Source organism: Microbacterium sp. LjRoot45 (genome assembly GCF_964253325.1).
Lineage (GTDB): Bacteria > Actinomycetota > Actinomycetes > Actinomycetales > Microbacteriaceae > Microbacterium.
Window position 1 is genome coordinate 1,258,300 of record NZ_CAXUQM020000001.1, and the last position, 12,453, is coordinate 1,270,752.

Below are 12,453 nucleotides of genomic sequence, written 5' to 3' on the forward strand. Positions count from 1 at the left end.
TTCCCCACTTTCGGCAGGGGTTTTCTCCGGCCTTGCACCCTGGCGGGGTGCTCGCGCGCGGCGATACCTTGTGGGCAACACCCCGGCATGCCAGAGAGGAACGCCCCCATGTCCGAAGAATCCGTCGTCACAGCCGACACTGTCGAGCCCCCCGTCAAGAAGGTCGGCCTGGTGAAGGCCGTCGGAGTCCTCGGCATCCTGGGGGGCATCGCGCTGATCGTCGTGGGCGTCGTCGTCTGGGTGATGGTGTCGAGTCAGCTGCGCGCCGAGAACATCGTGGTCCCCGATGATGCGATGGCCTTCCAGGGTCAGACCGTCGCCGGCCCCTTGATCGCGTTCGTCCAGGCCGACATCATCCAGCACCACGCGATGGGCATCTCGGGCGGCAAGACGTACGCCGAACTCGACCAGGACGACCCCGTACGCGCCGTCATGATGAATGCCTCGTTCCTGCGAGCATCGCTCTTCACCTCGGTCGTCTCCTTCGGAGTCGCGGCGTTCGCCATCGGAATCGGCATCCTTTCGATCCTGTTCGGCTGGGCGATCCGGCGCCTCGCGTCGGTGCCCGTGGTGGTGCGCCGCTCCGCAGTGGCATCCTGACCTGAGCGCAACGGGCCCGTGCTCCGGCGCGGGCCCGTTCGCGTGTCCGCACTCCGCACGACTCGCCCGGTGAAGACGTCGACGACCGGAGGACTGTGTGGAGCCCAGAGAAGCGCTCACCGAGATCGCGACGCTCCTCGAGCGCGAACGAGCCTCGCGGTACCGCTCGCAGGCCTTCCGGGCGGCGGCGGCCGCCATCGAGGGGCTGACGGCCGAGCAGTTGGCGGACACCGCAGCGCTGCGGCGACGCAAAGGCATCGGCGATTCGTCGCTCGCGGTGATCCAGGAGGCGCTCGCGGGTGGGGTGCCGCGCTACTTGGCAGAGCTTCGCGGTTCTACGGAGGCCGCTGTCTCGACCCTGCGGTCCCGCTTGCGTGGAGATCTGCACGCACATTCGGAGTGGTCGGACGGGTTGACGTCGATCGATCTCATGGTGGATGCCGCTCGCGCACTGGGGCATGAGTACCTCGCGCTGACGGACCACTCTCCCCGCCTGAAGGTAGCCCGCGGACTCTCTCCCGAGCGTCTGCGCGAGCAGCTCCGACTCGTGCCGTCCTTCTCAACGGACGGATTCACGCTGCTGAGCGGCATCGAGGTCGACATCCTCGACGACGGTGCGCTCGACCAGGAGGAGGATCTGCTGGCGGAGCTGGGTGTCGTGGTGGCCTCGGCCCATTCGAAGCTGCGGATGGAGTCGGCGGCGATGACCCGCCGGTTGGTAGCGGCGGTGTCGAGCCCGCACGTGGACGTGCTGGGCCATGTGACCGGCCGGCTTGTCAGCGGGCACCGGGGCACACGGCCGCCGTCGACGTTCGACCCGATGGCGGTCTTCGCGGCGTGCGCCGCCCATGGCGTGGCGGTGGAGATCAACTCTCGGCCCGAGCGGGAGGACCCGCCCGACGAGCTCATCGCGGTCGCGGTGTCGGAGGGATGCCTGTTCTCCATCGATTCCGATGCGCACGCGCCCGGACAGCTCGCGTTGCTCAGCGAGGGCGCCGCCCGTGCCGAGCGCGCCGGGGTTCCGCCGGAGCGGATCGTGACGACGTGGCCACTGGAGCAGCTGCGGGAGTGGACCGCACGGCACGCGTGAACCGGACCGTGCTGGTGTCGGCCCGGTGGACGATCGCGGCGGCTCAGGCGCGCGCGGAGATCGCTGCCGCAGCGCGATCGAGCGAGCTCCCCAGGTTCCACCGGTCAGTGAGGTCGGCGAGCGTGGCGGCGTCGGGTGCGGCCAGCCGCGCCTCGTCGGGGTCGACGTCGAGGGGGAGATTCCGGACCACTTCGACGACGGTCGGGGCGACGGCCAGGTAGTCGAGCGCGGCGAGGACTTTCGCGCGTACGCCGGCGCTCATGCCGTCACCGGCCTCGGCAGCGCGGATGATGCCGGCGAGGTCGCCGTGGGCGGCAAGGAGGGTTGCGGCGGTCTTCTCGCCGATACCCGCGACACCGGGGAGTCCATCGGACGCATCGCCGCGCAACACGGCGAAGTCTGCGTACTGGGTCGGAAGGATGCCGTACTTCGTCACGACGACGGCGTCGGTGAGGACCTCGAGGTTGCTCATCCCGCGGCCGGTGTAGATGACGCGCACATCGCTGTCGTCGTCGACGAGTTGGAAGAGGTCGCGGTCGCCGGTGACGACGTCGACGGGTCCGGGAGTCGTGGTGGCGAGGGTGCCGATGACGTCGTCTGCTTCGTGTGCGGCGATGCCGACGATCGGGATGCCGAGCGCGGAGAGTTCCTCGCGGATGATCGGCACCTGGATCTCGAGAGGGTCGGGAATCACTTCGACATCGGGTCCGGTCTCGACTTCCGCCGCGACTCTGTGGGTCTTGTAGCTGGGGATGAGGTCGACGCGCCACTGCGGGCGCCAGTCGTCGTCCCAGCAGGCGATGAGATGGCTGGGCTCGTAGGTGGTGACGAGCTTCGCGATCATGTCGAGCAGGCCCCGCGCGGCGTTGACCGGACGACCGTCGGGCGCCTTGACCGTGTCGGGGACGCCGTAGAAGGCCCGGAAGTAGAGCGAGGCGGTGTCGAGGAGCATGAGTCGGTCGGTCACGCTGTCATCCTGGCACGCGACGCGTCCGTGTGAAGGTCGTCACGACGCGCTCGCCCGGTCGCGGGGGCCGCGCCGAGCGGTGGTCAGCATCCGATGCCGCTGGGGTTTTCCGCACACGTGCGTTCGACGAGCGCCGTGCGCGCCTCCAGGATCTCGACGGTCGTCGAGCCCGCCGGGATGCCGAGCAGACCGGGCACACGCTGCCAACCGTTGCCGAAGTCGACGTCCGCCGCGAAGTGCACGACGGCGGTGATCGTGTAGGTGCCCCGCTGTCGATAGGCGTGGCTGGTGTCCGTCGCGGTGAACTGCGCAGCCCCGAGCTGTTGCCACGTGGCGCCGCCCGTCGCCGATTCTCGCGTGGTGCCGTCGCCGTAGTCGAACGTGAAGGAGACCGGGCGGAACCGCACGGTCACCGGGAGGTCGAACAGCTCGCCCGTTTGCGTGTGGGCTTCTGCGTGGGCGACGACGTTGAGAGGAAGCCCCGCCAGGCCGATGCCGTCCGGCTCCGGCGAGAGCGGCGTCAGCGTCGGAGCGAACGAGGCGACGTCGCTGAGTGTCGGCTCCTCGCGCATCACGACCTCGAAGGACAAGCACCGGTTCAGCGGATCGGTGCACTCCGTCGAGTCGTCGGCAGACGGGTTTTCGCCTTGCTCTTTCGCCGACCCATTTTGGGACTCACTCCCGTTGTCGACCGCATAGATTTCTACCGCACCATCCAGTACCTGGCTGTTGACGCCACAGGCGCCGGCGGCCCGCAGATCATTGGTGCATCCGCCCACTGACATTGCGACGAAGGCGGTGGCCACCATGGTCTCAATCACACGACACCTCGTTCGGTTCGCTGGAAGTGATCAGCCATCTGCCCGTGATCGTGGTGCTCTCGAGCTTGAGGTCGAGACCTAAGACGTCTTGCCGGGACCGCGGAGTAACGTCTTCGTCCTTCGAGTTGAAGACCCTTGTCTCGGTGACGTCAATGCACGCGGTGGCGTCGATCTGATCTTGCGAAGCACTACTTACTTCGAACGAGATCAGTCGGATCTTGCCTTCAAGGCGGATACCAGCGTTCTCGAATGTCTCATACGACTCGATCTCCGCAACTAGCATCTTGCCGGACAAGTATTGTGCGGGGTCTGCGGAAGGATCACCCGCACGCTGCGCATTTCCGGCATCGACATAGGCCCGGTAGGTGGCCTCGGCAGCGGCGAAGGCTTCCTCGTCGGACGCGAAGCCGGACACCACGCCGCTGGGCGTCGGTGGGGGTGTCGGGTCGGCGAAGGGATCGGGCGCGCAACCGCAGAGCGCCGCAACCAGCACCGTCGCCGCCAGGCTCGTCACTACTGTCTTCCGCATCATCACCCGGTCACCGTAGCCATCCGCGCGTTGCAGGCTCGGCGGTTGTCCACAGGCGCTCCGCCCGCCGCCGGCTCGCCTAGAGTCGTTGCGTGGCATCCGATCCGACGACATCGACCGGTGCGGCGTTCGGGGCGCGACGGCGGCGGGTGGTCGCCCCGGAAGCTCCGTGTCCGTGCGGCGGCGGCGCGTACGAAGCGTGCTGCGGTCCCTACCTGGCCGGGAAAGCGGCGCCGACGTCGGTCGCCCTCATGCGCTCTCGATTCACGGCGTTCGCAGTGAACGACGCGACCTACCTCGAGGCGACCTGGCATCCGTCGACTCGCCCCGCCCGTGTCGATCTCGACGACTCGCTCCAGTGGACGCGGCTGACGGTCGCAGGGGTCGAGGGAGGTCTGCCGGGCGACCGACGGGGCGTCGTCGAATTCCGCGCGCAGTGGACCGGCGGGGGAGCAGACGGCTTTCTCGAGGAACGGAGTCGGTTCGTGTTCCAGCGCGATCGATGGTGGTACGTGGACGGCGACGTCACCTGATCGGGCTCGACTGTCCGCGGCGTCCGTGCTCTGATAACCTGGAGTGTCACACGCGTGGCGATATCGTCATGTCTGCGTGACACGCAATCCCATCCACATCGCTTCGGCTGAGGCATCCGCTCGTCCTCGAACGGATGCCGGGACCGCCCGGTCCTGGCGCGAAGCCCGACACCCAACCCAACAAGGACAACCCACTACATGACTACCGCAACGACCGCCCCGGCCACCAAGCAGGTCGCCATCAACGACATCGGATCTGCTGAAGACTTCCTGGCCGCGGTCGAGAAGACCCTCAAGTTCTTCAACGACGGAGACCTCATCGAAGGCACCGTCGTGAAGATCGACCGCGACGAGGTCCTCCTCGACGTCGGGTACAAGACCGAGGGTGTCATCCCCTCGCGCGAGCTCTCCATCAAGCACGACGTCGACCCGAACGAGGTCGTAAAGGTCGGCGACGAGGTCGAAGCCCTCGTTCTCCAGAAGGAGGACAAGGAAGGCCGCCTCATCCTCTCCAAGAAGCGCGCGCAGTACGAGCGCGCCTGGGGCGACGTCGAGAAGATCAAGGAGAACGACGGTGTGGTCACCGGCTCCGTGATCGAGGTCGTCAAGGGTGGTCTCATCGTCGACATCGGCCTCCGCGGCTTCCTGCCCGCGTCGCTCATCGAGCTGCGTCGCGTCCGCGACCTCACGCCGTACCTCGGCCAGGAGATCGAGGCGAAGATCCTCGAGCTCGACAAGAACCGCAACAACGTCGTGCTCTCGCGCCGTGCCCTGCTCGAGCAGACGCAGTCCGAGTCGCGCACCACGTTCCTCAACAACCTGCACAAGGGTCAGGTCCGCAAGGGTGTCGTGTCGTCGATCGTCAACTTCGGTGCGTTCGTCGACCTGGGCGGCGTGGACGGCCTCGTCCACGTCTCCGAGCTCTCGTGGAAGCACATCGAGCACGCGTCCGAGGTCGTCGAGGTGGGCCAGGAGGTCACCGTCGAGATCCTCGAGGTCGACCTCGACCGCGAGCGTGTCTCCCTGTCGCTGAAGGCGACGCAGGAAGACCCGTGGCAGGTGTTCGCCCGCACGCACGCGATCGGTCAGGTCGCGCCGGGCAAGGTCACCAAGCTCGTTCCGTTCGGTGCGTTCGTCCGCGTCGCCGACGGCATCGAGGGCCTCGTGCACATCTCCGAGCTCTCGGGCAAGCACGTCGAGCTCGCCGAGCAGGTCGTGTCCGTCGGTGAAGAGGTCTTCGTCAAGATCATCGACATCGACCTCGAGCGTCGTCGCATCTCGCTGTCGCTCAAGCAGGCCAACGAGTCGGTCGACCCCAACGGCACCGAGTTCGACCCGGCGCTGTACGGCATGGCCACCGAGTACGACGAGAACGGCGAGTACAAGTACCCCGAGGGCTTCGACCCCGAGTCGGGTGCCTGGCTCGAGGGCTTCGACGCTCAGCGTGAGAAGTGGGAGCAGGAGTACGCCGCGGCCCAGGGTCGCTGGGAGGCTCACAAGGCCGCTGTCGCCAAGGCGCTCGAGGCCGAGGCCGCTGCCCCGGCCGAGGCCGGCGGCTCGTCCTTCTCGTCCGACACGTCGAGTGTCGGCGGCACGCTGGCTGACGACGAGGCGCTCGCGGCGCTCCGCGAGAAGCTCTCCGGCCGCTGAGTCGAATCGCTCCGAAGGGGGTCGTGACCGTCAGGTCGCGGCCCCCTTCCGCGTCTGCGGGGACTTCGGGCTGTAGCGTCTGTATGTGAGCTTCACCCGACCGGCGCCGACCCCCCGCACCATCGGGCGCGGTCGTGACCGGTCGCTGCTCCTGAATCAGGTGCTGCTCGGCGCGGTCGTGCTCCTGGCTTCGGTGCTCGTGGTGCTCTTCGACATGGTGGTGAGCAGCCCGCTCCTCATGTACGGAGTGACCATCGTGTTCCTCGCGACCGGCGCCGCCTTCATCCTGCCGTGGACGCGGTTCCCTTCCCTCGCGATCCTCATCCTGCCTCTCGTCGACATCGGCGCCATCATGCTGCTGCGCGCCGCGGCCCCCGAGGCGGCGCTCGGACTGCTCTGGGCGTTCCCCGCGATCTGGATCGCCTCGGCGTTCGGCGGGTGGGGCGCCTTCCTCGGTGTGTCCGTGATCTCCGCCGCGTACTGGTCGCTCATGGCGTTGGACCCGTCGCAGACGCTCAGCCCGTCGACGTTCCTCTTCCCGGTGATGATCGCGGGTCTCGCGACCGTTGCCGCCCTCGGCTCTCGTCGCGCACTCGTGCAGAGGGTGTTGCTGGACAAACAGTCCCAATACCTGCAGCGCTCCGTGGATCGGGCGCGCAGCCAGGAAGATCTCGTGACGGAGGTGCTGCAAGCCGTCGATTTCGGTGTCATCCGTCTCACGACCGATGGATCGCTCGTCGTCACGAATGAGGCGCACGGCCGCCTGCAGCGGGCGAGTGCAGGTGCGTCGAGAGCGTACGCGGCCGACGGCATCACGCCCATCGGCGACGACGACCTGCCGCTCGCGCGTGCTCGCCGCGGTGAGGAGTTCGAGAACGCCCTCGTCTGGCACGGCGACCCCGGTGAGGAGAAGCGGCGAGCGCTGCGCTCCACCGCTCGCCGTCTCGTCGACAAAGACCTGACGGATGCCGGCATGATCATCGTCACCCTCGACGTCACGGCTGAAGAGCTCGCACTGCGTGCGAGGGAAGACCTCGTGGCATCCGTTTCGCACGAGCTGCGCACCCCGCTGACGTCGATCATGGGCTACGTCGAGCTCGCGCTGGACGACCCGAGTCTGTCGCCCGTGAGCCGGCGCAGTCTCGAGGTGGTGGAGCGGAACTCCAGCAGGCTCCTCGATCTGGTCGCCGACCTGCTGACGGCGTCGGCGGCGTCGCACCGCGGCGTGGAGCTCACGCTTCGTCCGGAACTCGTCGATCTCGCCAAGCTGGTGGACGCCGCCGTGGAGTCGGCCCTCCCGCGCGCGACGGAGCGCCGCATGACGATCGAGACCGACGCGGTCGAAGACGTCCGCACCGTCGCCGACCCGCTGCGGATGCGCCAAGTGATCGACAACCTGCTGTCCAACGCGATCAAGTACAGCCACTCCGGGGGAAGGGTCACGGTGGGTCTCACCAGCGACGAGGCGCACGTGTGGCTCGCCGTCAGCGACAACGGCCCCGGCATCCCTGAGAGTGAATTGCCCCGCCTGTTCGAGAGGTTCTTCCGTTCCGGTCTCGTGCGCAACTCGACGACACACGGCAGCGGACTCGGCCTCGCGATCAGTAGGGAGATCGTGCGGGCTCACGCGGGCGAGATCACCGTCCGCACCGGACTCAACGAAGGCGCGACCTTCATCGTGCGCCTGCCGCTCGCGCACCCGAAAGAGGCAACCGTTGCAAGCGCGGAACCCGCTCATTCCCCCGACGCCGAGGAGGGCGCTCCGTGATCGACCTGTTCACCGTCAATCTGATCGTGGCGATCGTCACCCTCACGGCGGGCGTGCTGTACCTCGTGGAGACGCTTCTGCGCCGGGAGGTCGGTGCGGGCCGTGTGTGGGCGCTGGCTTTCCTCAGCGGCATGCTCACGGTGACCGCCTACCTCGTCTGGCAGGCGACCTCTGAGCCGTGGATCGCCATCGCGATCGGCAACTCCTCGCTTGTCGCCACGGGCGGATTCTTCTGGCTCGGTGGTCGCAGTTTCAACGGGCGCAGCATCCGCATCCCGGGCGTCCTCGTGGCCGCCGCCGTCGTGGGTCAGCTCCTCGCGACACTCCTTCCCGGTCCGCAGGCGGGGGACTGGGCAGGATCGGTGCAGATGTTCCTCGGCATCGCCACGTTCTCCCTGCTCGGTTCCATCGAGTCCCGCCGCGGCGCGATGGGAGCCGTGCTGAGCTCGCTCGGGTTCACCATCGTGCTGGCACTCGTCGCGGTCTACTACTACGGGCGCGCGTTCGTCCTCGCCACGCAAGGCCCGGAGAGCCCGATCTTCATGACCTGGTTCTCGTCGAGCATCACGGGCCTCGTCTCGATCGTCTTGACGATCGTCGCGCTGACGACCGCGACGATGCTCCGCAGCGGCCGAGTCACTGTGCGTCAGGACAGGGATCACGCGATCCTGGAGGTGTCGCCGGACGGCATCCTGAGTCCGACGTCCTTCCGGGCTGCATTGCCGAGCGTATTGACCCGTGCGCAGAACTCCGGCGAGCTCTTCGGCGTCGTCGCGCTGCGCATCGATGACCTCTCTCACATCGGGGTGGCCTTCGGCACCGGTGAGCAGGAGGCGATCGATGAGGGATTCCGGCGAGGAGTGCGCCGTTACGCGCCGACGTTCTCCCTCGTAGGGGAGGCGGAGGATGCCATGTTGATCGCGTTCGAGCCGCCCACCGCCGCTGACGCCCGACGCATCGCGAGCCGTGTGCAGCGTCGACTCCTGGATGACTTTGCCGCCCGGGGGAGTGCCGTCATCCCCGTGATCGGGATCGGTGTCGCCCTGAGTGACGACCTCGGACACGACGCGAGCGCGTTGGTGGAGGCCGCTCAGCGCGCCGCGCGACGGTCTTCGACGAGCCCGGACGCGTCCGTGATCCTCGCGGAAGCGGAGTGACGCCCGGATGAACCGCGAGTGGTTCAGAGGGTAAGGCGGTAGCCGATTCCGCGGATCGTCTCGATCCAGCGGGGCTGCGCGGCCGACTCGCCGAGCTTGCGGCGCAGGTTCGCCACGTGGACTTCGATCGCGCGGGTGTCGTGCTCACTGACGAACCCGATGCCCAGATGGCTCTCACCGCGAAGCATCAGAGCGAGTTCGTTCTTGCCGACGACCCGCCGGCCTGCGCTCAAGAGGTTGTGAAGGATGTCGAACTCGCTGCGCGTGAGGTCGAGGGTCTCCTCGTCGGCCGACGCGATGCGCATGTCAGGGTGCAGACGCAGTCCCTTGTGCTCGAGCCACCCGCCCTCATCGGGCGCGGGCGCGGGGATGCTCGGTACCGTCGACTCGACGCCGGCCGGCAGGTCGGGAAGCCCGAACGTGCGGGGGCGGCGAAGCATCGCCTCGATGCGGGCGCGCAGCTCGCGGGGGCGGAACGGCTTGGTGATGTAGTCGTCGGCGCCTGCCTGGAGCCCCTGGAGGGTGTCGATCTCGTCGGCGCGCGCCGTCAGCATGACGATGTACGTGCCGCTGACCGAGCGGATGCGTCGAGCGGTCTCGAAGCCGTCCATGCCGGGAAGGCTGACGTCGAGAGTCGTCACGATCGGCTGGTGCTCGGCGATGAGCGCGAGACCCTCGACTCCCGATCCCGCAGGGTAGACGCGGAAGCCGGCCTGATCCAGGACGTCCGTGATCAGTGTGCGGATGTCCGGATCGTCTTCGACGACGACGGCGACCTGTGAGTCCGGCAACGGGGTTCCCTCCGATTGCCGGTCGGAGATGGCGGTGAGGGGACCGGCATCCGAGATGATATCCCAGAACACGGATCGGAACCGGACGGACGAGGGCTGTGTCGGTGGGCTCATCCGCAGGTCACCGTCGCGCTGGAGCGGTTCTCGGTGACCTGGAAGTAGATCTGACTCGAGCTTCCCCATCCCCAGTTGGTGGGGGTCTTGCCCGTGAGGGTCGGGAGCTGCGCGCACGTCCAACCGTTGTTCGGGGTGACCTGACCGTTGTCGAGGACGCCCGCGTTGCTCCAGGAGAAGTTCGAGGAGACGCCGGAAACGGCGAGGCTGATCGAGAACTGGACGTAGCCGTTGCCGGCATTCGTGTTGAAGGTCACGGTGTAGCCGCGCTGGCGGTCGGGGGCAGTTCCCCATTCGTTGGCCGTGACCGACGTGACGGTGCAGCGGCCACCGTTCTTCTCGGTGCCGTTGGCGTTCATCGCCGTACATCCGTACGTCGTCGGAGCCACCCAGCTGCCACCCGTGGCGACGGCCGACACATACGTGCGGTCCGTCCATGCGGCCTGCGTGTCCTGAACGGCGCCCGCGACACCGATGCCGCCGACAGCGAGCAGCACCGCCACGACAGCGGTCGCCCAGCGCGTGCGGGCGGCGCGAACGCGGGTCATGAGCGGGCCTCGGCGGATGCCGGACGCCGACGGCGTCGTCCGCCCGCAAGGAGGAGGAGCATCCCGCCCGCGGCGAGAGCGCCGCCGACCAGGCCGGCCGCGAGCGGAATCGTGCCGCCCGTGGCGGGGAGAATCGCGTTCGCATCCACACCGGCGTCGACGAGAGTCAACGATCCGGCGGCAGAGGTTCTCAGGACGCCCGTGGCGTCGGCGGGCATGGCGAGGGTCACGACGAGACGATACTTCCCCGCAGCCAGGGCCGCATCGGTCAGGTCGTTGACCGCGGAGCAGTCATCGTCCAAGCAGAGCTGGGCGTCCCAGCCGGTTCCGCCGGCACTGTCCGCGAACTGTGCGGCGACCACCGTGGCATCCCGAGGGATGTCGATGGTGCGTTCGATCGAGCGCGTCTGACCGGGCAGGACGACGCCGAGGTCGTAGGTCAGAGGCACCGTGCGAGCGCTGGCAGGCGACGCGCCGGCGATCCCCATCGCGGCGGTCGCGCCGACGACGGCGGCGAGCGCGACCAGGCGCGCGCGGGCCGCGGTCACCGCAGCACCAGCTCAGCGTCGGCACGGTCGGAGTCGGTCGTGACCGTGGTCGTGACCGTTGTGGCGTCCGGCACGGAAGGAGCCCCCGCGACCGCACCGGAACGCCGGCTCTTCGGAGCGGGCAGCAGCAGAGTTATCCCCAGCAGTGCTACGAGCCCGATCACCAGAGGCAGGGCGACAGCCGGTGTCGTGAGACGCTGCACGGCGGCCCCCCAGCCGCTGAACTGCAGCACCGGCTGCCACACCCGGTCGCCCACGTAGTAATCGAGGGCGTCCGGAGCGGCATTGTTGTCGCCCTTCATCGAGATCTGAAAACGGCCGTCCTCCAGGGCGACGATCTTCTGGACTCGATGTGTCACCAGGTTGTGAGTGAGGTCCGAGGGCAAGCTCACGACGTCTCCCACGACGACGTCGGCGGTAGCCACCGGAACATCCACAACGAGGTCACCCGTCATGATCCCCGGCTCCATGGAGCCCGAGATCACGATGAGCGGCTTGATGAGGCCGAGGGCGGTCGCGCCCCAGACCAGGGCACACGCCAGACCCACCGCGGCGAGGATCCAGAGGGTGATGTCGGCGAGTCGGCGCAGGAGCTTCATCGTCGTTCCTCTCTTTCCTGTGTGAGCTGCGGTGGGTCTGGTGTCGTGTGCGGTGTCGCGATTACGGCGCGACGGCGGTGCCGGCGATCGTGACGATGATCGTGCCGGACTTGCCCTGGTTGCTCGAGGCCCAGGCGCTGTCGGTGGTCACCTTCAGCTGGAACTGGTCGGTCTCGGTCGCTCCGCCGGCCGGCGTCAGCGTGGCCGAGAGGCCCTCGACGGCGGTGGTCGGGTTGGTGGTGAAGGTGGAGGCAGGCGACGTGGCCCAGGCGACCGAGGAGGTCAGCGAGGCGGCGGCCGTGCCGAGGTTCTTCACATAGAGGTTGATGGTGCGGGTGTCACCCGGCAGCAGGTTCGCGAGGCTCGAGGCGGGGACGACCAGCTGGATCGAGCCGCTGTTGTCCGACTCCTGCCAGGTGGTGCCGTTGAGCGAGCCCTGGAGGTTGAAGGTCGCCGCCTCGGCCTTGGCCGAGAAGAAGACGTTGTCGGTCCAGGCGGCGCTCGTGGCCGCGGCGCCGATGCCGCCGACGGCGAGGGCGGCGAGCGTGAAGGCCACGATCGCGCGGCGCTTGCTCTTGCGCTCCTCGGTCTGGACGGGAGCGGTGGTGATGTCGTTCGAGGTCATTTCGGGGGGCCTTTCAGGCGATGGTGTCGGTGTTCGAGCGCGCCGAACAGCGCCGCGCCACCGGAGGTTCGGGTCCTCCGGGGCGGGGCTGTGTCGGTCGTGTTCGGGCTGAC

General features: G+C 68.0%; 14 protein-coding genes. 6 read left to right on the forward strand and 8 right to left on the reverse strand.

Going from position 1 to position 12,453, the window contains the following annotated elements; all coding sequences use genetic code 11:
* Positions 1 to 108: 108 nt before the first annotated feature.
* Complete coding sequence (locus ACSQ18_RS05910) at positions 109 to 600, forward strand: aromatic ring-opening dioxygenase LigA (RefSeq protein WP_436036213.1); 492 nt, start codon at positions 109 to 111, stop codon at positions 598 to 600.
* A 97-nt stretch (positions 601 to 697) separates the two neighbouring features.
* A complete protein-coding gene (locus tag ACSQ18_RS05915; protein ID WP_436036214.1) occupies positions 698 to 1,690 on the forward strand; it encodes a PHP domain-containing protein in 993 nt (330 codons plus the stop codon).
* A gap of 43 nt (positions 1,691 to 1,733) precedes the next feature.
* On the opposite strand, the gene ACSQ18_RS05920 is transcribed toward ACSQ18_RS05915, so the two are convergent.
* The 3 genes from ACSQ18_RS05920 to ACSQ18_RS05930 form a co-directional block, all read right to left on the reverse strand.
* A complete protein-coding gene (locus ACSQ18_RS05920) occupies positions 1,734 to 2,657 on the reverse strand; it encodes a 5'-3' exonuclease (protein WP_436036215.1) in 924 nt (307 codons plus the stop codon).
* Positions 2,658 to 2,740: 83 nt separating this feature from the next.
* Complete coding sequence (locus tag ACSQ18_RS05925) at positions 2,741 to 3,229, reverse strand: PKD domain-containing protein (RefSeq protein ID WP_436036216.1); 489 nt, start codon at positions 3,227 to 3,229, stop codon at positions 2,741 to 2,743.
* Between the two features lie 241 nt (positions 3,230 to 3,470).
* Positions 3,471 to 4,013 (reverse strand): hypothetical protein, encoded by a 543-nt coding sequence (locus ACSQ18_RS05930; RefSeq protein ID WP_436036217.1) that lies wholly within the window; start codon positions 4,011 to 4,013, stop codon positions 3,471 to 3,473.
* An 86-nt stretch (positions 4,014 to 4,099) separates the two neighbouring features.
* Here ACSQ18_RS05930 and ACSQ18_RS05935 point away from each other — a divergent pair, with 86 nt between their 5' ends.
* From ACSQ18_RS05935 to ACSQ18_RS05950, 4 genes are all read left to right on the forward strand, one after another.
* Complete coding sequence (locus ACSQ18_RS05935; protein ID WP_436036218.1) at positions 4,100 to 4,540, forward strand: YchJ family protein; 441 nt, start codon at positions 4,100 to 4,102, stop codon at positions 4,538 to 4,540.
* A gap of 198 nt (positions 4,541 to 4,738) precedes the next feature.
* Positions 4,739 to 6,190, forward strand: coding sequence for a 30S ribosomal protein S1 (rpsA, locus tag ACSQ18_RS05940; RefSeq protein ID WP_144807676.1), 1,452 nt, complete (start codon positions 4,739 to 4,741; stop codon positions 6,188 to 6,190).
* Positions 6,191 to 6,275: 85 nt separating this feature from the next.
* Complete coding sequence (locus tag ACSQ18_RS05945; RefSeq protein WP_436036219.1) at positions 6,276 to 7,958, forward strand: sensor histidine kinase; 1,683 nt, start codon at positions 6,276 to 6,278, stop codon at positions 7,956 to 7,958.
* Positions 7,955 to 9,115: a hypothetical protein gene (locus ACSQ18_RS05950; protein WP_436036220.1), complete on the forward strand. Its 1,161-nt coding sequence runs from the start codon at positions 7,955 to 7,957 to the stop codon at positions 9,113 to 9,115. Before ACSQ18_RS05945 ends, ACSQ18_RS05950 begins: the two co-directional genes overlap by 4 nt.
* A 23-nt stretch (positions 9,116 to 9,138) precedes the next feature.
* On the opposite strand, the gene ACSQ18_RS05955 is transcribed toward ACSQ18_RS05950, so the two are convergent.
* From ACSQ18_RS05955 to ACSQ18_RS05975, 5 genes are all read right to left on the reverse strand, one after another.
* Complete coding sequence (locus ACSQ18_RS05955; RefSeq protein ID WP_436036221.1) at positions 9,139 to 9,978, reverse strand: response regulator transcription factor; 840 nt, start codon at positions 9,976 to 9,978, stop codon at positions 9,139 to 9,141.
* Positions 9,979 to 10,016: 38 nt separating this feature from the next.
* Positions 10,017 to 10,568, reverse strand: coding sequence for a hypothetical protein (locus ACSQ18_RS05960; RefSeq protein WP_436036223.1), 552 nt, complete (start codon positions 10,566 to 10,568; stop codon positions 10,017 to 10,019).
* Complete coding sequence (locus ACSQ18_RS05965; RefSeq protein WP_436036224.1) at positions 10,565 to 11,116, reverse strand: hypothetical protein; 552 nt, start codon at positions 11,114 to 11,116, stop codon at positions 10,565 to 10,567. The genes ACSQ18_RS05960 and ACSQ18_RS05965 overlap by 4 nt, the downstream gene beginning before the upstream one ends.
* Positions 11,113 to 11,715 (reverse strand): signal peptidase I, encoded by a 603-nt coding sequence (locus ACSQ18_RS05970; RefSeq protein WP_436036225.1) that lies wholly within the window; start codon positions 11,713 to 11,715, stop codon positions 11,113 to 11,115. The genes ACSQ18_RS05965 and ACSQ18_RS05970 overlap by 4 nt, the downstream gene beginning before the upstream one ends.
* A 61-nt stretch (positions 11,716 to 11,776) precedes the next feature.
* A complete protein-coding gene (locus ACSQ18_RS05975; protein WP_301039838.1) occupies positions 11,777 to 12,340 on the reverse strand; it encodes a hypothetical protein in 564 nt (187 codons plus the stop codon).
* Positions 12,341 to 12,453 lie beyond the last annotated feature (113 nt).

Coding starts and splice junctions, on each gene's coding strand:
- ACSQ18_RS05910 (WP_436036213.1), top strand. CDS start 109: ATGTCCGAAGAATCCGTCGTCACAGCCGACACTGTCGAGCCCCCCGTC.
- ACSQ18_RS05925 (WP_436036216.1), bottom strand. CDS start 3,229: ATGCGCGAGGAGCCGACACTCAGCGACGTCGCCTCGTTCGCTCCGACG.
- rpsA (WP_144807676.1), top strand. CDS start 4,739: ATGACTACCGCAACGACCGCCCCGGCCACCAAGCAGGTCGCCATCAAC.
- ACSQ18_RS05960 (WP_436036223.1), bottom strand. CDS start 10,568: ATGACCCGCGTTCGCGCCGCCCGCACGCGCTGGGCGACCGCTGTCGTG.
- ACSQ18_RS05970 (WP_436036225.1), bottom strand. CDS start 11,715: ATGAAGCTCCTGCGCCGACTCGCCGACATCACCCTCTGGATCCTCGCC.
- ACSQ18_RS05975 (WP_301039838.1), bottom strand. CDS start 12,340: ATGACCTCGAACGACATCACCACCGCTCCCGTCCAGACCGAGGAGCGC.